Annotated in this window: 20 protein-coding genes and 1 pseudogene; 7 read left to right on the forward strand and 14 right to left on the reverse strand. The window is 70.2% G+C overall.

All coding sequences use genetic code 11. The annotated features are described in order from the left end of the window. Positions 1-5: 5 nt before the first annotated feature. A complete protein-coding gene (locus H286_RS15210; RefSeq protein WP_018187880.1) occupies positions 6-140 on the reverse strand; it encodes a hypothetical protein in 135 nt (44 codons plus the stop codon). Further along, positions 137-2,470, reverse strand: a complete 2,334-nt coding sequence (gene purL, locus H286_RS14520; RefSeq protein WP_020097652.1) for a phosphoribosylformylglycinamidine synthase subunit PurL — start codon at positions 2,468-2,470, stop codon at positions 137-139. Before purL ends, H286_RS15210 begins: the two co-directional genes overlap by 4 nt. A 137-nt stretch (positions 2,471-2,607) precedes the next feature. Here purL and H286_RS0107535 point away from each other — a divergent pair, with 137 nt between their 5' ends. Further along, positions 2,608-3,150, forward strand: coding sequence for a septum formation family protein (locus H286_RS0107535; protein ID WP_231370913.1), 543 nt, complete (start codon positions 2,608-2,610; stop codon positions 3,148-3,150). On the opposite strand, the gene H286_RS0107540 is transcribed toward H286_RS0107535, so the two are convergent. Continuing rightward, positions 3,138-3,332, reverse strand: a complete 195-nt coding sequence (locus H286_RS0107540; protein WP_018187883.1) for a hypothetical protein — start codon at positions 3,330-3,332, stop codon at positions 3,138-3,140. The genes H286_RS0107535 and H286_RS0107540 overlap by 13 nt on opposite strands. Positions 3,333-3,431: 99 nt before the next feature. Between H286_RS0107540 and H286_RS0107545 the strand changes: the two genes are divergently transcribed. Next, a complete protein-coding gene (locus tag H286_RS0107545) occupies positions 3,432-3,770 on the forward strand; it encodes a TraR/DksA family transcriptional regulator (RefSeq protein ID WP_018187884.1) in 339 nt (112 codons plus the stop codon). Positions 3,771-3,786: 16 nt separating this feature from the next. On the opposite strand, the gene H286_RS0107550 is transcribed toward H286_RS0107545, so the two are convergent. Continuing rightward, complete coding sequence (locus H286_RS0107550; RefSeq protein WP_020097654.1) at positions 3,787-5,103, reverse strand: HNH endonuclease signature motif containing protein; 1,317 nt, start codon at positions 5,101-5,103, stop codon at positions 3,787-3,789. A 160-nt stretch (positions 5,104-5,263) separates the two neighbouring features. Between H286_RS0107550 and H286_RS0107555 the strand changes: the two genes are divergently transcribed. Next, complete coding sequence (locus tag H286_RS0107555) at positions 5,264-5,620, forward strand: hypothetical protein (RefSeq protein ID WP_018187886.1); 357 nt, start codon at positions 5,264-5,266, stop codon at positions 5,618-5,620. 3 nt (positions 5,621-5,623) lie between these two features. Here the strand turns inward: H286_RS0107555 and H286_RS15260 are convergent. Both H286_RS15260 and H286_RS0107560 read right to left on the reverse strand, forming a co-directional pair. Next, positions 5,624-5,797, reverse strand: a pseudogene (locus H286_RS15260) (DUF6671 family protein); the annotation flags it as partial. A 21-nt stretch (positions 5,798-5,818) separates the two neighbouring features. After that, entirely contained in the window at positions 5,819-6,133 is a 315-nt protein-coding gene (locus H286_RS0107560; RefSeq protein WP_020097655.1) for a hypothetical protein, read from the reverse strand. A 75-nt stretch (positions 6,134-6,208) separates the two neighbouring features. Between H286_RS0107560 and H286_RS0107565 the strand changes: the two genes are divergently transcribed. From H286_RS0107565 to H286_RS0107575, 3 genes are all read left to right on the forward strand, one after another. Further along, on the forward strand, positions 6,209-6,502 hold the full coding sequence (locus H286_RS0107565) for a metal-sensitive transcriptional regulator (RefSeq protein WP_018187887.1): 294 nt from the start codon (positions 6,209-6,211) through the stop codon (positions 6,500-6,502). 61 nt (positions 6,503-6,563) lie between these two features. Further along, a complete protein-coding gene (locus H286_RS0107570; RefSeq protein ID WP_018187888.1) occupies positions 6,564-6,905 on the forward strand; it encodes an ArsR/SmtB family transcription factor in 342 nt (113 codons plus the stop codon). A gap of 22 nt (positions 6,906-6,927) precedes the next feature. Then, the gene (locus tag H286_RS0107575; protein ID WP_020097656.1) at positions 6,928-7,896 is read left to right on the forward strand and encodes an SRPBCC family protein; all 969 of its coding nucleotides are present in this window, start codon (positions 6,928-6,930) and stop codon (positions 7,894-7,896) included. A gap of 33 nt (positions 7,897-7,929) precedes the next feature. On the opposite strand, the gene sufU is transcribed toward H286_RS0107575, so the two are convergent. From sufU to H286_RS0107595, 4 genes are read right to left on the reverse strand one after another with little or no spacing between them, the layout of a single operon-like run. Then, entirely contained in the window at positions 7,930-8,391 is a 462-nt protein-coding gene (sufU, locus tag H286_RS0107580) for a Fe-S cluster assembly sulfur transfer protein SufU (RefSeq protein WP_018187890.1), read from the reverse strand. Next, a complete protein-coding gene (locus tag H286_RS0107585; protein ID WP_020097657.1) occupies positions 8,388-9,683 on the reverse strand; it encodes a SufS family cysteine desulfurase in 1,296 nt (431 codons plus the stop codon). Before H286_RS0107585 ends, sufU begins: the two co-directional genes overlap by 4 nt. A gap of 50 nt (positions 9,684-9,733) precedes the next feature. After that, positions 9,734-10,480: a hypothetical protein gene (locus tag H286_RS0107590; RefSeq protein ID WP_020097658.1), complete on the reverse strand. Its 747-nt coding sequence runs from the start codon at positions 10,478-10,480 to the stop codon at positions 9,734-9,736. 35 nt (positions 10,481-10,515) lie between these two features. Next, complete coding sequence (locus H286_RS0107595) at positions 10,516-12,567, reverse strand: APC family permease (RefSeq protein WP_018187892.1); 2,052 nt, start codon at positions 12,565-12,567, stop codon at positions 10,516-10,518. Between the two features lie 62 nt (positions 12,568-12,629). On the opposite strand from H286_RS0107595, the gene H286_RS0107600 reads away from it, so the two are divergent. After that, positions 12,630-13,694, forward strand: coding sequence for a VanZ family protein (locus H286_RS0107600; RefSeq protein ID WP_020097659.1), 1,065 nt, complete (start codon positions 12,630-12,632; stop codon positions 13,692-13,694). Here H286_RS0107600 and H286_RS0107605 read toward each other — a convergent pair. The 4 genes from H286_RS0107605 to H286_RS0107620 are packed head-to-tail and all read right to left on the reverse strand — an operon-like array spanning position 13,688 to position 18,425. Further along, the gene (locus H286_RS0107605; RefSeq protein ID WP_020097660.1) at positions 13,688-14,503 is read right to left on the reverse strand and encodes a hypothetical protein; all 816 of its coding nucleotides are present in this window, start codon (positions 14,501-14,503) and stop codon (positions 13,688-13,690) included. The genes H286_RS0107600 and H286_RS0107605 overlap by 7 nt on opposite strands. Further along, positions 14,500-15,714, reverse strand: a complete 1,215-nt coding sequence (locus H286_RS0107610) for an amidohydrolase (protein ID WP_020097661.1) — start codon at positions 15,712-15,714, stop codon at positions 14,500-14,502. Before H286_RS0107610 ends, H286_RS0107605 begins: the two co-directional genes overlap by 4 nt. Before the next feature lie 10 nt (positions 15,715-15,724). Continuing rightward, positions 15,725-16,750, reverse strand: a complete 1,026-nt coding sequence (locus H286_RS0107615; RefSeq protein ID WP_020097662.1) for a LacI family DNA-binding transcriptional regulator — start codon at positions 16,748-16,750, stop codon at positions 15,725-15,727. Between the two features lies 1 nt (position 16,751). Beyond that, complete coding sequence (locus tag H286_RS0107620; protein ID WP_020097663.1) at positions 16,752-18,425, reverse strand: glycoside hydrolase family 13 protein; 1,674 nt, start codon at positions 18,423-18,425, stop codon at positions 16,752-16,754. Positions 18,426-18,478 lie beyond the last annotated feature (53 nt).

Genomic DNA, 18,478 nt, shown 5'->3' on the forward strand with positions numbered 1-18,478 from the left:
CCGGGTCAGCCGAACAGGAGGGTGAGGACGGTCGCGCCGCCGCCCACGAGCACCATCGCGACGATGACGGTCCACGCGACCACCTTCGTGCGGGCGCGCTTGCGCCCGACGAAGTCGGCGTATTCCGGGTCGTCGCTCACGCGGTGGCCTCGTCGACGATGGCTCCGAAGGCGGCGGGAAGCGTCGCCTTCGAGACCTGACGGAGCTCGGCGACGGGGACGGTGAAGACACCCTGGATCTCGAGGGCCGCCTGCTCGCCCTCGGCGGCGTCGTCGGTCACGCCGATGCGGAGCACGGGGTAGCCGCGGCCCTCGCAGAGGCCCCGGAACTTCACGTCCTCCTCGCGCGGCACCGACACGATGACGCGGCCGGTCGACTCGCTGAACAGGGCGGTCGCGGCATCCACACCGTCGCGCTCCATGATCTCGCGGAGCCACACGCGGGCGCCGACGCCGAACCGGGTCGTCGCCTCGGCGAGAGCCTGACCGAGGCCGCCGGCCGACAGGTCGTGCGCGCTCGAGACGAGCATCTCGTCGCGCGCGGCCTGCAGCAGGCCCGCGAGGGTCTTCTCGCCGGCGAGGTCGACCTTCGGCGGGCGACCGCCGAGGTGGTCGTGGATCGTGTCGGCCCAGGCCGAGCCGTCGAGCTCGGTGGACGTCGTGCCGAGCAGGTAGATGTTCTCGCCGGCATCCTGCCAGCCGCTGGGGATGCGGCGCGAGACGTCGTCCATGATGCCGAGCACGCCCACGACGGGGGTCGGGAAGATGGGCTGGTCGCCGGTCTGGTTGTAGAAGCTGACGTTGCCGCCCGTGACGGGGACGCCGAGTTCGAAGCAGGCGTCGGCGAGACCGTCGACGGTCTGCCCGAACTGCCACATGACCTCGGGGTTCTCGGGGCTGCCGAAGTTGAGGCAGTCGGTGACGGCGGTGGGCTCGGCGCCCGTGACGGCGACGTTGCGGTACGCCTCGGCCAGGGCGAGCTGCGCACCCGCGTACGGGTCGAGCTGGCAGTAACGGCCGTTGCAGTCGGTTGCGATCGCGAAGCCGAGACCCGACTCCTCGTCGACGCGGATCATGCCGGCGTCGTCGGGGAAGCTGAGGGCCGTGTTGCCCATGACGTAGTAGTCGTACTGGTTGGTGACCCACGACGTGTCGGCGAGGTTCGGGCTGCCGAGGAGCTTCAGGAACTGCTTGCGCAGCACATCGGGGTCGTCGCTCCGCTCGAGGGACGCGGCGGAGTCCTCGCGGAGCGCGTCGATCCAGGTCGGGTAGGCGACGGGACGCTCGTAGACGGGGCCGTCGACCGCGACGGTCGAGGGGTCGACGTCGACGATCTGCTCGCCGTGCCAGAAGATCTGCAGGCGGCCGTCTCCGGTGACCTCGCCGAGGACGCTCGTCTCGACATCCCACTTCTGGACGACGGCGAGGAACGCGTCGAGCTTCTCGGGAGCGACGATCGCCATCATGCGCTCCTGGCTCTCGCTCATGAGGATCTCTTCGGGCGTGAGCGACGGGTCGCGCAGCAGCACCTTCTCGAGGTCGACCTTCATGCCCGAGCCGCCGTTGGCGGCCAGCTCGCTCGTCGCGCACGAGATTCCGGCGGCACCGAGGTCCTGGATGGCCTCGACGAGCTCGCCCTGGTAGAGCTCGAGGCAGCACTCGATGAGCACCTTCTCGGCGAACGGGTCGCCGACCTGCACGGCGGGACGCTTGGTGGGGCCGCCGTCGGCGAAGGTGTCGGACGCCAGGATCGAGGCGCCGCCGATGCCGTCGCCGCCGGTGCGGGCGCCGAACAGGACGACCTTGTTGCCGGCGCCGGTGGCGTTGGCGAGCTTGATGTCCTCGTGCCGGAGGACGCCGACCGCGAGCGCGTTGACGAGCGGGTTGCCCTGGTAGACCTTGTCGAAGACGGTCTCGCCGCCGATGTTCGGCAGGCCGAGGCAGTTCGCGTAGAAGCTGATGCCGCTGACGACGCCGTGCACGACGCGGGCGGTGTCGGGGTCGTCGATGTCGCCGAAGCGCAGCTGGTCCATGACCGCGACGGGGCGTGCACCCATCGAGATGATGTCGCGGACGATGCCGCCGACGCCGGTCGCGGCGCCCTGGAACGGCTCGATGTAGCTCGGGTGGTTGTGGGACTCGACCTTGAAGGTGACGGCCCAGCCCTCGCCCACGTCGACGACGCCGGCGTTCTGGCCCATGCCGACCATGAGCCGTTCCTTCATCTCGTCCGAGACCTTGTCGCCGAAGCGGCGGAGGTAGATCTTCGAGGACTTGTAGGAGCAGTGCTCGCTCCACATGACGGAGTACATCGCCAGCTCGCCCGAGGTGGGGCGCCGGCCGAGGATCTCGCGGATCTTGTCGTACTCATCGGGCTTCAGGCCGAGGGCGCCGTAGGGCTGCTCCCGCTCCGGCGTGGCGATGGCGTTTTCGACGGTGTCTGCGACGGAGGGGGTGACTGGGGTGCTCACGCGGCTGGGCTCCAAGACTCGGGATGCCGGGGGACGCCCTCATCCTATCGGCGGGGCACCGGCATCCCGTCGTGTCTGCGAGGGCCGCGCTCCGATACGCTGACGCCGTCAGTTCGACGCATACTCCTGGGGGATTCATGTCGACACGTCGGTGGCGCTCGGGTGCGCTCGCAGCCGTGGGGTTGGTCGTTGCGGCGCCCTTGATGTCCGGCTGCTCGGAAGCCGCGCTCTACCAGCTGTCGGGCGCGGTCTACCGTGACGCCTCCGGCGTGATCACGGTCGGCGGTGAACTCGACGTGTTCGATCTCGTCGCGGGGGATTGCTTCGACGAATCGGACGCCGTGCATCCTCGGGCCACAGAGGATTCGGTGTACGTCGTGCAGGCGATCCCGTGCGGCGACCCGCACACCTACGAGGTCTACCACGTGTTCATGCTTCCCGCCGGTGACTATCCCGGTGAGGACGGGACAGCGACAGCGGCCGATGAGGGCTGCCTACCGGCGTTCGAAGACTTCGTCGGACAACCCTGGGAGGACTCCCTACTCGAGTACTCCTTCTACACGCCGACCGAGAGCGGGTGGGACGGCATCGATAAGGACCGCATGGTGCAGTGCTTCATCGGTGACGAGGGCGTGAGCGTGACGGGCAGCGCCGCCGACGACGGCCGTCAGTCGTCCTGAGAGTCGTCCGGGTCGGAGTCGATGACGCCGATGCCGACGGCGTGGTGGCTGGGCTCCTCGCCCTGGGGCTGCGGCGCCTTCGGCTCCTCGCCGGGCTCCTTCGCGACGCTGGGCTCCTCGAGTTCCTCCGTGTCGGGCATCTCTTCGGGGTCGTTGTGCTCGGTGCCGTCGTTGTCAGCCATGAGGGCTCCCTTCCGTTGCACCCCACTCTGGAGGGCGGATGCCGGTGCCGCGACGGTCTTGACGGTCGCCGGGTCGGTGGGTAGGCCTACGCTGACCGGATGGATCCGATCGAGCGGTTGCGTGCGCGCGAGCGGGAGCTGCAGGCGCAGTTGGCCCGGCTCGATGCCGACGATGCGGCGCTGCGGGTCGATCGATCGGATGCGACGGCCGACGACGAGCACGACCCCGAGGGCTCGACGCTGTCGGGGGAGTGGCAGCGGGTCGATGCGCTGAGGGCGTCGACGCGGGACGAGTTGGCGCAGGTCGCGACGGCGCTCTCGCGAGTGGATGCCGGCACCTACGGGGTGTGCGAAAGGTGCGGCCGCCCGATCCCCGAGGCCCGGCTGGAGGTTCGGCCGCAGGCGACGATGTGCGTCGCGTGCGCGTCGCTCGGCTGAGGCGCGGCGGAGCGGTTCAGAACGGAGCGGGGTCTCCGGGTGAAGCTGCGGCAGGGGTGAAGGCGACGGCCGGGGTGGGTGCGTCTTCGCGGTAGATCCTGCCGAGGGGTGAGGTCCATTCGAGGACACCACCCGATAGTTGTCGGACCCGCCAGGCGGTGAACTGCTTCATCGAATGATGCCGTTGGCATAGATGCGCGAGGTTGGACAGTTCTGTCTTGCCGCCGAGGGCGTGGTCGTGGGTGTGGTCGACTTCGCACCGGATGGCGGCGACCCGGCAGCCGGGGAACCGGCAATGCTGATCCCGGGCTTGCAGGAACCGTCGCATCCCGGCCGGGACACGGTACGAATCCGTCGACACGGTGACTCCGGTGGTCGGGTCGTGGAACAGGCGCTCCCAGACCCCGGTCGCGCCGGCGAGCGTGCGGGCTGTTGCTGGATCGATGGGGGAACCACCGGCAAGATCGCACGGCCCGTCGTCGGCACCGGCGAGTGTGGCGGCCGGCACGAGCACCTGAACCCGCGCGCGGATCGCGCCTAGCGGCCCGGCGCTCGTGTCACGAGTGTCATCAAGCGCTGGTGTCCCCGCGAGGAGAAGGTCGGCGAGCACATCCGCGCGGACCTGATCGGTGGTGCGCGCATCGGTGGCGACGACGTCCGAGCCGGTTGCACGCTCCTCCCGGGTATCGATGATCGCCCGCGCTTGCTGGGTGAGCCGGTCGTGGATCCCTTCCGCAATCACGGTGGGGAGGGTGGCGATCAGATCCGACATCCCATCCCGCCCGGGGATCAACCGCACGCACCGGCCCGCGGCAGCTTCCTCGTGTCGTTCGGCAAACGAACGCGGGTGCATCCGGTGCGCGAGGATCTCTAGCTCACCCCGAACTCGGTTCGGTGTCTGGCCTTCGCACCGCTCGATCGCGATCGCTTCGAACTCCGCCCACAACTCAGCCGGCAGGTTCACCCCAGCGTCGACGATCGCCTTCACGTGCCCCTGCACGATCCGGCCGGACTCCCACGCCGCCACCGCCGCCGGGAACCCCTCGATCGTCACCCGGGCTTCGCCGATCCGGCGTTGCACCGTCCGATCGGTTGTGCGCATCGCTCCAGCGACTTCGGCCGAGATCGACCGCAGCACCATGTCGTGCAGCGTCACCTTCGCGTTCGGGTGGGCGCCCTGTTCCTCGGCTAGCCGTCCCGCGGCGGCGAGCACACGCAACTCGCGGATCTGCACGCGAGCGACCTCACGGGCAACGTCCTCGACGTCCGCAACGATCCCCGAGATGGCGGCGAGATACGACTCGCCACCGGGGGTTTCCGCCGCATCCGTCATACCTGCACTCTTGCACCAACCTCCGACATCCAGACCCCGAAAACCGCCGGAATCACACGTCGCGAACAGGCCGACAGATGAGAAACGCCTCATCTGCGAGACGCCCCGGGCCCCGAAGTGCACGATGGCGGCGGATCGGCTGACGTCTCATAATGGCGGGGTGACGGACGAGACTGACCCATGGGGGCTCGACGACCTCGACGGCATCGCGAACACCCTCATCACGCACCGCATCGGCGAGTGGGAGGTCATGATCGGCGGTGGGCCCGACAGGTACGTCCTCACTGCGCAGAACCCGTCGGGAACGCGCATCGTCAACGCGATCTCGCCGGCCGCCACGGCGACGGAGGACGACGACGAGGACGATGACGACACGATCGATCTGACCGTCGGAGACCAGGCGATCGACTACCCCCGCGAGTACGTGCTCGATCGCAGCGAAGTGCTGGACGCCATCGAGGACCTCCACACCGGGCAGTTTCCGACCGACCGATGGGGCATCACGGGCGACGCCTGACCCTCACGGGTTGCACGCCGCGCACGTCGCGGGGTCTGCGGCCGAGACCGCCCGGGTCCGCAGCTCGCGCTCGTCGCACGCAGCGCACCCGTGGACGTCCGCGCTGATCTGAGCGGTCGGCTCACCGCACGCCGCGCAGGGGACGCCGCGCCGCACGTCCACGAGCCCGAACCCCGGGCATCCGCAGGAGTGCCGCCCTCATCCACGACAGGCGGCGGAGCGTGCGCGCCGGTAGTCCGGGTTGAGGTGCCCACAGAGGTCCGGTTCGAGGACGACGGGTCCGCGGCGCACCAGCGCGAGAACGGATGCCTCGGCTTGCAGTCCCTTCCACAGCTGACCCTCGCTCCGCGCGAAGACAGCCTGGTGCGGAAAGCGATGCGAGCGAGATATCCGCACCAGCTGCTCACATTCGACCGTCCGCGCCGGCGCGACATTCGCGTGCGTACGGCGGCCCTGCGAGACGTGGATGCCGCGGCTGAGGTCGACGAACACGGCCACCTCTTCGTGCACCATCGGCCCGAAGCCTCCAAAGTAATACCCAGGGGGGTATAGTGAGTGGCACTTCGACGAGAACGAGAGGATGCCGACATGGATGAGGCTGCACAGGTCGGCGATCCGGTCACGCACGATGCCGAGGCGAAGCGCAAGGTGGTCAATCGCCTCAAGCGCGCGCAGGGCCAGCTCGCCGCAGTGATCACCGCGGTCGAGGGGGATGCCTCGTGTCGCGACGTCGTCCAGCAGCTCGCCGCCGTGTCCAAAGCGCTCGATCGAGCCGGGTTCCTTGTCATCTCGACGGCGTTGCGCGAGTGCCTGACCGACCCCGACGGATCCGCCGACCTGGACCCCGACGAGTTGGAGAAGCTCTTCCTCTCCCTGGCCTGATCGACCCGCCGACGCCGGGACCTCTTGACGCCCGGCATCCGTTGCCCTAACGTACAACCAAATGGTTGCACAAACGGAGCTCAGCGATGAACAGATCGACCGCGTCTTCCACGCCCTGGCGACGGCGACGCGGCGCGACATCCTGCGTCGCACGCTCGAACGCGAGCAGTCCGTCTCCGCGCTCGCCGCGGACTACGACATGTCGTTCGCAGCCGTCCAGAAGCACGTCGCCGTGCTGGAGGCGGCGGAACTGGTCGTCAAGCGCGCCGAGGGCCGCGAGCGTCTCGTCCGAGCGGACCCCGACATGATCGCCCGCGCCCGTGCGCTGCTCGGCCGCTACGAAGACCTCTGGCGCTCCCGCGTCGACCGACTCGACGCACTGCTGGCCGAGCCCGAGAACTGACCGATCCACGAAGGAGTGAGACATGCCCGTCACCGACATCACCACCGACACCGAGAACCTCACCATGACGCTCACGGCCGACGTCGACGCCCCCGTCGACCGGCTGTGGCGTGCGTTCACGCAGCCGCGACAGCTCGAGCGGTTCTGGGGCCCTCCCGGGTGGCCGGCCACCTTCACCGCCTTCGACTTCACGGTCGGCGGTCACGCGCACTACGCGATGACGAGCCCGACGGGCGAGACCTCCCGCGGCACGTGGGAGTTTCTCGCGATCGACGAGGGCCGCGGCTTCGAGGTCCTCGACGCGTTCGCCGACGAGAACGGCGAGCCGCTCGCCGAGTTCCCGTCCATGCGGATGCGCTTCTCGTTCGACGAGACCGCGACCGGTTCGCGGCTCTCGAACATCACGTACTTCACCTCGGTCGAGGCGCTCGAGCAGGTCGTCGCGATGGGCGCCGTCGAGGGGTCGCGCCTGGCGATGAGCCAGCTCGACACCGTGCTCCACGACCTGCGCGACTGGTTCCAGGGCAGGGGGACGAACGTCGAGCTGCTCGACGACGTCCACGTCCGCATCACCCGCCTCGTCGACGGTCCGCGCGAGCTCGTGTGGCGCGCTCACAACGATCCCGACCTGATGAAGAAGTGGATGCTGGGGCCCGACGGGTGGTCGATGGTCGAGTGCGTCGTCGGCCAGCACTATCGGACGGTGTGGGAACAGGACGGTCAACCCGAGACACGCTTCGGCTTCGAGGGCGAGACCCTGCTCCTCGACGAGCCGCGCCGTTCGGTCAGCACCGAGAAGATGATCGGCATGGAGGGTCCGTCGACGACGAACGACCTGCAGTTCTACGAGGAGGACGGCGCGACGCTGCTGACGCTCCTCATCGAGTACCCCGACAAAGAGACCCGCGACATGATCCTCGCCACCGGCATGGCCGACGGCATGGAAGCGTCCTACGCTCGACTCGAGCGCGAGGTGCTGCAGGCGGCGTGACGCGCCTCCGAGACGACGCCCTCGTCCGCCGGCTCAGGCCCGGGCGAGGGCGTCCTCGAGTGCGACCCACGCGAGCATCGCGCACTTGACGCGGGCCGAGAACTTCGACACCCCCGACAACGCTGCGGCGTCGGCGAAGGTCTCCTCGTCGAGCGGGATCGTGCCGCGCGAGCGCAGCGCTTCGCGGAACCCGTCGATGAGCTTCACGGCGTCCTCGCGCGGCAGGCCGGCGTCGCCGCCGTCCTCCTCGATCAGCGCGGCGAGCATCGACGCGGACGCCTGCGAGATCGAGCAGCCCGAGCCCTCCCACGACAGGTCGACGATGCGCTCACCGGCCTCGTCGACGCGCACCCGCAGGGTGATGTCGTCGCCGCACATCGGGTTGTGCTGGTGCGAGCTCGCCGTGCGGCCCTCTTCCGGAGTCAGGCCCTGCCCGTGGGGGTGCTTCGAGTGGTCCAGGATGAGCTCCTGGTACAGCGAGTCGAGACCGTTCATTCGTTCACTCCGAAGTAGGACCGGATGCCGCCGACGGCATCGATCAGGGCATCGACATCGGCGTCGGTGTTGTACAGGGCGGCCGAGGCGCGGACGGATGCCGTCACGCCGAACCGTCGGTGCAGGGGAGCGGCGCAGTGGTGTCCGACGCGGACGGCGATGCCCTGCGCATCGAGGAACTGGCCGGCGTCGTGCGCGTGCACGCCGTCGACGACGAAGCTCCAGAGGCCCACGCGCTCGGCGCCCTCGGCGTCTCCGAGCAGACGGATGCCGGGGATGTCGACGAGCCCTTCGCGCATCCGGGCCGCGAGCCGGGCCTCGTGCGCGTGGACGGCGGTGATGCCGGCATCCTCCAGGTACGACACGGCGGCCGCGAGGCCGATCGCGGGACCGATCGGCTGCGTGCCCGCCTCGAACCGCTGCGGCGGCGGCAGGTAGCCGGCCTCGTCGAGCGTCACGGTCGTGATCATCGACCCGCCGGTGAGGAACGGCGGCAGCGCCTCGAGCACGTCGCTGCGGCCGTACAGGCCGCCGACGCCGTACGGGCCGAGCATCTTGTGCCCGCTGAACACGGCGAGATCGACGCCCATGGCGGGCAGGTCGAGCCGCATGTGCGGCGCCGACTGACAGGCGTCGAGCACCGTCAGCGCTCCGACCTCCTGCGCGAGGGCGACGATCTCGGCGACCGGGTTCACGATCCCGAGCACGTTCGACACGTGCGAGAACGCGACGATCCGCGTGCGCTCGCCGATGATCTGCGCGGCGGCATCCAGGTCGAGCCGGCCGTCGTCCTGGACGGGGATGTGTCGCAGCACGGCGCCGGTGCGCGCGGCGAGCTCCTGCCACGGGATGAGGTTCGCGTGGTGCTCGGCCTCCGTCGCGACGATCTCGTCACCGGGCTGCAGCGCGAACCGAGCGGATGCCGGTGCCCCCCGCCCGAGCGTCGCGTTGCCGATCGAGTAGGCCACGAGGTTGAGCCCCTGCGTCGCACCGCTCGTCCAGGCGAGATGCTCCTCGCGGGCGCCGACGAAGCGCGCGACGGTGGCCCGGGCATCCTCGAACAGGTCGGTCGCCTCGGCGGCGAGCGTGTGCGCACCGCGGTGGACGGCGGCATTGCTGCGGGTGAGGAAGTCGTATTCGGCCTGCAGCACCTGACGCGGCTTCTGGCTCGTCGCAGCGGAGTCGAGGTACACGAACGGATGCCCGTTGACCTCCTGCTGGAGGATCGGGAAGTCCTCGCGCAACCGGGTGGCGTCGAGCGTGGCGGGCTCGGACAGGGCGGGAGAAGTCACCCCTCTAGGCTACGCCGGTGGCGGGTCACCGGGTCGGCCGGCCGGGTCGGTCAGAAGTCGTAGTACGGACGGTAGGAGATCGACACGACCGTTTCGTCCGCGGGGTCGGTGTCGACCCAGGGTGAGTACCCGTCGAGCTCTCCGTTCTCCCCCGCCCCGTCGGCGCGGTCGATGGCGAAGAAGAAGCGCGGCTCGCCGTCCGGCATCGCGAGCTCCTTGTCCGGTCCGAGGGCGCGGACCTCGTCGGCGGTCAGGCCGATCGCCAGGTCGAACTCGGGCGTCACGGTGACGCCGTCCACGGCCTGGCCCGTCATCGTCACGTACGACGGGATGGAGTACTCGTCCCGGGACTTCCCGCCCTCGGTCGGGATCATGTCGAAGTAGGTGAAGCCGTCCCACGTGTACGACGTGTAGTCGGGGAAGTGCGTGCCGTCGCCTTCGTAGACCGACTCCGACGGCTCCGAACCGAACGCGTCGGTGAGCGCGGACACCGCGCCGGCGGCATCGTCGCGCCAGCCGTAGGCGAAGAGCTCCGACCCGTCGTCGGCGACGATCGTGAAGCCGTCCTCACCCAGCGCGACGTCGCTCGCCGTCGGTTCCTCCGCCTCGGTCGGCGTCGGGCTGGGCGCGACGGACGGAGTGGATGCCTCGGGCGTCGGTGACCCGGGCGCAGGGGCGGCAGCGGGTGCCGGCATCCGATTCATCAGGAGGACGATCGCGACGACGGCGGCGATCGCGAGCGCGCCCGCCAAGGTCAGCAACGGGATGAGGTTGCGGGGGCGGCGGGACTCGGCCATGCCGTCATCGTCGCAGGGCGACCGTCATAACTCCATCAGTTGTCGGAATGCTCCACCAAACCGTAATGACGCTGGTCGATCCGGCCGCCGCGGTCGTCGCCGGGGAGCGGGCGCGAGCGCCGGCCGTAGACGATCTCGGACGAGTCGAGCAGCCACGGCACGAGGGTCACGGTCACGCCGTGGACCATCATCAGCTGCTGCGCGATGCGCCGCGCACGACGATTGTGCAGCGGCGTCTCCCACCAATGGCCCACGATGTACTGCGGCAGGTAGACGGTGACGACCGACGGCCCGTGCTTCTCGCGGTACTTCTCGATGAACCCGATCAGCGGAGACGCGTAGTGACGGTAGGGCGAGTCGACGACGACGAGGGGCACCGGCATCCGGTGATACTCCCAATCGGCCTTCAGCTCGGCGATGTCGTCGGAGGTGACCGCGACGTGGACGGCGAGCGTCTTCTCGTGCTTGGCGGCGAGGGCGTAGTCGATCGCCTTCGCGACGGGCTTCTGCAGTTTGCCGACCAGGATGATCGCGAGGTCGCCCGACGAGCCGTACTTGACCGTGTCGTCCATCTCGATCTCGTGCTCGACGTCGCGGTAGTACCGGTTGACGCCGATCATGAGGAACGCGAGGACGGGCATGGCGAGGAAGACGAGCCAAGCTCCGTGGGTGAACTTCGTCACCGTCACGATCGCGAGGACCGCGACGGTGAACGCCGCGCCGACGGTGTTGATGACGAGGCCCGAGTACGCCGCGCGCCGCTCGGGGGTGTTCCCCTTCAGCAGCTTCAGTTCACGCCGCCAGTGGCGGACCATGCCGATCTGGCCCAGGGAGAACGACACGAACACACCGATGATGTAGAGCTGGATGAGGGTCGTCAGGTTGGCCTGGAAGACCACGAGGATCGCGATGGCCGCGCCGCCGAGGATCAGCATCCCGTTCGAGAAGACGAGACGGTCGCCGCGCGAGTTCAGCGCCTTCGGCGCGTAGCTGTCGCGGGCGAGGACCGAGCCGAGGAGGGGGAACCCGTTGAACGCCGTGTTGGCGGCGAGCAGCAGGACGCACGCCGTCGCCGCCTGGATGATGAAGAAGAAGATCGAATCGCCGCCGAACGTCGCCGCCGCGACCTGCGCCATGAGGCTCGGCTGGGGGCCCGACGCGCAGTCGAACCCGATGAGCGAGCACGGGTTCTCGGCGTAGTGGACGTTCGCGACCAGGGCGAGCGTCGTGAGTCCGGCGAAGAGCACGATCGCGATCCCGCCCATGAGCACCAGGGTCGTCTGCGCGTTCTTGACCTTCGGGGCGCGGAAGGCGGGCACGCCGTTGCTCACGGCCTCGACACCGGTGAGGGCGGAGCATCCGCTCGAGAAGGCGCGCAGCAGCAGCAGGACGAAGGCGACCTGCGACAGGCTCTCGGGCTCGACCGTGTACGCCGCGCTCGACGCGACCGGCGCGTCACCCATCAGCCAGCGGAACAGTCCGGTGCCGATCATGACGGCGACCGAGCCGATGAAGACGTACGTCGGGATCGCGAACGCCTGCGAGGCTTCGCGGACGCCGCGCAGGTTCACAATGACCAGCAGGATGACGAAGCCCACCGCGAGCTCGACGCGCCACGGGTCGAGGACGGGGAGCGCGGAGATGATGTTGTCGACACCCGACGACACCGAGACGGCGACGGTCAGGACGTAGTCGACGAGGAGCGCCGACCCGACGACCACACCCGCCTTCTCGCCGAGGTTGGTGCGGGCGACCTCGTAGTCGCCACCGCCCGACGGATAGGCCTTGATGAGCTGCCGGTAGCTGAGCACGACGACGATGAGGAGCACGACGACGGCCGCAGCCACCGGGGGCGCGAAGGCCATGAACGCGGTGCCGCCGATGAGCAGGATCATCAGCAGTTCCTGCGGTGCGTAGGCCACCGACGAGAGCGCGTCGGAGGCGAAGATCGGCAGCGCGCGCTTCTTCGGCAGCAGCTGCGCGTCGAGCTTCTCGGAGTCGAGCGGCTCACCGATCAGCATCCGTTTGACGGCGGGGGAGGAGGCCGCGTTCGGATCGCGGCTGTCAGTGGTCACGGCGGGCGACATTACGCCTCCCGCGAACCCGCCGCAACGCGGGCGGGTCGCGCCGTGTTCCCTAGACTCGCGCCATGAGTGGACAGGTCTTCCCCGCGGTCGTCGCGATCCTCTTCGGCGCGGTGGCGGGGCTGGTCCTCCTCGTGCCCGTCGTCGCCCTCAGCTACCGTCGCCGGGGCCGCCTCAGCGTCGGCCGTTTGGGGTTCTGGGCGGCATCCCTCGTCTACTTCCTGGCGATCTGGAGTTACACCCTCCTCCCGATCCCCGCCTCGGACGATTACCGGTGCGCGGGTGCCGTCCTGTCGCTCGCGCCGACCGTCGACGACGTCGTGGGGGCGTTCGCCGACGGGTCGCCCCTCACCGACGTCCGACTGCTGCAGGTCGTCTTCAACGTCCTCCTCTTCGTCCCCCTCGGCTTCCTCATCCGGGTCGTGGGGCGCCGCGGCATCGTCCTCGGGGTGCTGGCGGGGCTCGTGCTGTCGCTGTTCATCGAGACGACCCAGCTGACCGGCGTCTGGGGGATCTTCCCGTGCGGCTACCGCCTCTTCGACGTCGGCGACCTGCTGACCAACACGCTCGGAGCCCTCATCGGGTCGGTGCTCGGGCTCATCGTCCCGGCGCGGCTCCGCGGCGTCGAGAAGGCAGCGGATGCCGGGGCTCCCCGCCCCGTCACGCGCGGACGTCGCCTCCTCGGCGCCGTCTGCGACCTGGTGGGTACGGCCATCCTGGCCGGGGCCGCGGGCACGGTCGTGCAGTTGTTCCTGCAGTTCGCGCTCCGACGTGAGGACCTCGTGTCGGACGGGGTCATCGCCGACGTCGCGTCGGGATGGGTGCCGATCGTGGTCTGGCTCGGCGTGACCCTCGCGACGGGACGCACGGTCGGCGATCTGTGCGTCGAGCTGAGCTACGACGGCGGGCGGTTCCCCGAGCCGGTGGGCCGCCTGCTCCGCTTCGCGGGCGGGATCGGCGGCTACCTCCTGCTCGGCGAGCTCGGGGCCGTCGGCGGCATCCTCGTCGTCGCGTTCGTCGTGACGTGGCTCGTGCTGCTGTTCGCGACGCCTGCAGGGCGCGGCCTACCGGGCGTTGTCAGCGGCCGTCAGCTCGTCGACGCGCGTGCGAGCGAGCCGGTCGCTCACTGACCGCGGGCGCGGAACGTGTAGGTGATCGACGCGACCTTCTGCGTCGCGTCATCCGATTCGACGAAGGCGCTGAACTCGCGCTTTCCGTTGCTGTAGAACGTGCCGCGGCCCTCGCCGAAGGTGAGGCGCACGTGGCCGTTGGTGAGCGCGAACTCGTCGAACGGGCCCTTGCTCCGCGCCTGGTCGAGGGTGTCGCCCACGGCGACGCCGAACTCGTTCGTCACCTGGACGGACTGCGGCAGCCCCGAGGTCACGGTGACCCACGTCGGTGCGGGGACCTCGCTGCGCGAGCGGCCGCCGTCGCCGAGGAACACGTCGTACAAGCGGAAGCCGGGCCACGCGTAGATGTCGTAGGCCCAGTTCTCTGCGTCGCCGTTGACGAAGTCCTCCTTGGGCGCCGTGCCGAAGGCCTTGGTCAACGCGGCGATCGCCGGGCCGGAGTCGTCCGCCCACGTGTGGGTGAACGTGCCGTCCGCGGTCTTCACCGTGAAGCCCGAGCCGTTCAGGGCGATGGTGGATGCCGCGGCGGGAGGCTCCGGCGCGGGCGTCTCCGACGGCTGCGGGTCCTGCGGTGTCGAGGGTGCCGGCTGCGGTGCGGACTGCGAGCTCTGCGCCGGAGCGGGCGCCGCCGTGGTCGGCTCGGTCGCGCGCACGAGGTACACGCTGACGACGACGATGACGGCGACGAGCAGGACGCCGGCGACGGCGCCGAGGATCATCGGGACCCGGTTGGGGTTCTCGCGGCGCTCGGGCTCGCGGTGCTCCTGCGGGTCGAGGGGGGCGAAGGGCAGCCAGTCGTCGTTGCTCATGTGAGGAACTCCCGCGCGGCGACGGTCAGGGCGTCGACGCCGCGCTCGATGGTCGGGTGGAGAACGGGGGCGAAGAACGGGGAGTGGTTCGTCGGGATGTCGCGCGAGATCGTGCCGGCAGCGGCGGCATCCGCGTACTGCTGCGGGTCGACACCGCCCCAGAACCAGTAGACGAGCGGGGCGCCGGCCTCGCGGGCGAACCACGAGACGTCCTCGCTGCCGGTGAACATGCCGGGGTCGACGACCGTCCCCTCGCCGAATGCGCGGTCCATCGCCGCCGTCAGTCGGGCGGTCGCGTCCGCGTCGTTGATGGTCGGCGGCAGGGTGTGGAGGGTCGTGATCGTCGGCTCCTGCTCGGCGCCGGATGCCGCGGCCTCGGCGCGGACGACGCGCTCGACGCGGGCGAGGATGTCGGCCCGCGCCGCGTCGTCCGGGTAGCGCAGGCTCAACTCGAGGGTCGCTTCGGCCGGGATGATGTTGTTCTTCAGGCCGGCGTGAATCGAGCCGACGGTGACGACGGCCATCTCGCGGGGGTCGACTTCGCGCGAGACGACGGTCTGCAGGCGCATGACGGTCGCCGCCGCCATGACGATCGGGTCGATCGTCGAATGCGGGCGCGAGCCGTGTCCGCCGCGGCCGTGGAGGGTGACCGTGATGCCGTCGGATGCCGCCATCTGCGTGCCCGGGCGCACACCGATCGTGCCGGCGGGCAACGGGGTGAGGTGCTGTCCGAGCACGATGTCGGGCTTCGGGTACCGGTCGAGCACGCCGTCGGCGATCATCGCCTGCGCGCCGGCGCCGTACTCCTCGGCGGGCTGGAAGACGGCGACGACCGTGCCGGACCACTCGCCGCGGGTCGCCTGCAGCTTCTCGAGCGCGCCCAGCATCGCCGTCACGTGCATGTCGTGGCCGCACGCGTGCATGACCGGGACGTCCTGCCCGGCGGGGTCGACGCCTCGGGCCGTGCTCGCGTAGGGGAGCCCGGTCTGCTCGGGGACGGGGAGGCCGTCCATGTCGGCGCGCAGCCAGACGACGGGGCCGTCGCCGCTGCGGATCACGGTGACGACGCCGGTGCGGCCGACGCCCTCCTCGTAGTCGAGGCCGAGCGCTGCGAGCTCGCGCGTGATGACGCCGGCCGTGCGGGTCTCCTGGAACGAGAGTTCCGGGTGCCGGTGCAGATCGGTGTAGATCGCTTCGAGATCGAGGGGCATGACTTCGAGCCTACGGCGAGGGAAGGCCTGCTACCTCAGCGAGTCCTCCACGGGGAGCGCTCGTCGAGGTGCGCTCGACCAGCCGGAAGGCCAGATCGCCGATCTCCTCGCGGCCGTCGATGGCCGCGAGGACGGCATCCGCTGCGCGCTCACCCTGCTCGTGCGGGAACTGCGCGACCGTCGTCAGACCGAAGAAGTCGCCCATCTCATGCCCGTCGACGCCGACGACCGACAGGTCCCCCGGCACGTCGAGGCCGCGGTCGCGCGCGGCGAAGAGGGCGCCGAAGGCGATCTCGTCGGATGCCGCGAAGATCGCCGTCGGCGGATCGTCGCGCTCCAGCAGGGCGAGCGCTGCGCGATGGCCGCCCTCGATCGTGAAGTCCGCGGCGGCGAAGGGGGCGTCGGGGATGCCGGCATCCGCCATCGCCGAGGCGAACCCGTGACGACGCAGCGACGGGATGTCGAGTCCCGGATCGCCCGCGTACCCCGCACCGATGTGGGCGATGCGCCGGTGGCCGAGGCCCAGCAGGTGCTCGGTCGCGGCGCGGGCGACGGCGAGCTCGTCGACACGCAGGGCGGGGAACCGCGAGGTCGTCGCGCTGAGACCGACCACGGGCAGCTCGAGCGCCAGCATCCGGTCGACCTCGTCATCGGCGAGGGTGACGGACAGGACGATGAGCCCGTCGACCCGGCCGCGGCGCAGCGACGTGTCGAGCACGCCGTCGCGCTGCGCGCGGTCGTCGCTCATGCTGTACAGCGTCATGTCGTAGCCCTCGGGCGCCAGGCGACTCGCGATGCCGTCGAGGACGTTGGCGAAGAACCACCGGTCGAGCAGCGGCACGACGACACCGACGTTCGAGGCGCGGCCCGTCGCGAGAGCGGATGCCGCGGCCGACACCACGTAGCCGAGGTCGGCCGCGGCCGCACGCACGCGGGCGCGGGTCGCATCCGAGATGCGCCCGCGCCCGCTCAGCGCACGGGAGACGGTCGCCGCCGACACGCCTGCGGCGCGGGCGACGTCGTCGATGCCGGTCACGTCAGTCCGCGGCGATCCACACCGTGGTGTCGGCCGGCAGCTCGCGACCCTCGAACGCGTCGCTCTCGACCAGCAGCGTGCCCTTGGGGAGCGCGACCGGGGTCGTGCCGACGTTGGCGACGACGGTGACGTCGCCGTTGCGGAACGCGATGACGTCGTCGCCGTACCCGTCCAGCCACTCGAGCGATCCCGCACCCAGCTCGTGGGCGCGACGGGTCGCGAGGAGCGTGCGGTACAGCCACAGCGTCGAATCCGGCTGGTCCTCCTGCACGTCGCGGGCCAGGGCCGTCCACTCGGCGGGCTGGGGCAGCCAGCTCTCGCCGGTCGGGCTGAAGCCGAACGCGCCCTGATCGGCGGTCCAGGGCAACGGGACGCGGCATCCGTCACGCCCGTAGCGCTCGCCGTTCGTGCGGAACCAGGTCGGGTCCTCGCGGACGTCGTCGGGCAGCTCCATCGCCTCGGGAAGGCCCAGCTCCTCGCCCTGGTACAGGTACGACGAGCCGGGAAGGGCGAGCATGAGCGCCGTCGCCGCGCGGGCGCGGCGCAGGCCTGCGGCCGGGTCGGGCTTGCCGGGCGTGTTCGGCCCGACGCCGTGGCCCTGCGGGTGGCCGGGCATCGCGAGTCGGGTCGCGTGGCGGATGACGTCGTGGTTCGAGAGCACCCAGGTCGCCGGGGCCCCGACGGCGGGGAAGGCCCGCAGGGACTCGCTGATGATCTCGCGCAGCTGAGCGGCATCCCATTCGCTCATCGCATAGGGGAAGTTGAAGGCCTGGTGCATCTCGTCGGAGCGGACCCACTTGGCGGTCTCGTCGACGGTCGGGAGCCACGCCTCGGCGCAGAGCGCACGGTCGCCCTCGTACTCGTCGAGCACGCGGTGCCACTCGCGCCACACCTGGTGGACGCCCTCCTGGCCCCAGTAGGGCACCGGCTCGGCGCCGCCCATCGAGTCGGCCTCGGCCGGCGGGGTGTAGTCGGGCAGGCCGTCGGCCTTGATGAGGCCGTGCGCCACGTCGACGCGGAAGCCGTCGACGCCGCGGTCGAGCCAGAAGCGGAGCGTCTTCTCGAACGCGGCACGCACCTCGGGATTGTTCCAGTCGAAGTCGGGCTGCGAGCTGTCGAACAGGTGCAGGTACCACTGGCCGTCGGGGATGCGAGTCCAGGCCGGACCGCCGAAGACGGACTCCCAGTTGTTGGGCGGCAGTTCGCCGTTCTCGCCCTGGCCGTCGCGGAACATGTAGCGGGCGCGCTCCGGGCTCCCGGGGGCGGCGGCGAGGGCCTGCTGGAACCAGACGTGCTTGTCGGAGGAGTGGTTCGGGACGAGATCGATGATGACCCGGATGCCGCGGGTGTGCGCCGCCTCGAGCATGTCGTCGAAGTCGCCGAGGGTGCCGAAGAGCGGGTCGACGTCGCGGTAGTCGGCGACGTCGTAGCCGGCATCCTTCTGCGGCGAGGTGAAGAAGGGGCTCAGCCACACGGCGTCGACGCCGAGCGAGGCGAGGTCGTCGAGGTGCGACGTGATGCCGGGCAGGTCGCCGATGCCGTCGCCCGAGGCATCCGCGAAGGAGCGGGGGTAGATCTGGTAGATGACGGCGGTGCGCCACCACTCGGCGCCGGGGCGGCTCTCGCCGATCGGTGCCAGCGTCGACGTGGCGGTCGGGGAGGGGGTCGAAGTCATGCGCGCCAGCCTAGCGCAAGCGCTTGCGCACGGTGCATCAGGCAGGGCGAGTA

The sequence above is a fragment of the Microbacterium sp. 11MF genome (genome assembly GCF_000383475.1).
GTDB lineage: Bacteria > Actinomycetota > Actinomycetes > Actinomycetales > Microbacteriaceae > Microbacterium > Microbacterium aquilitoris.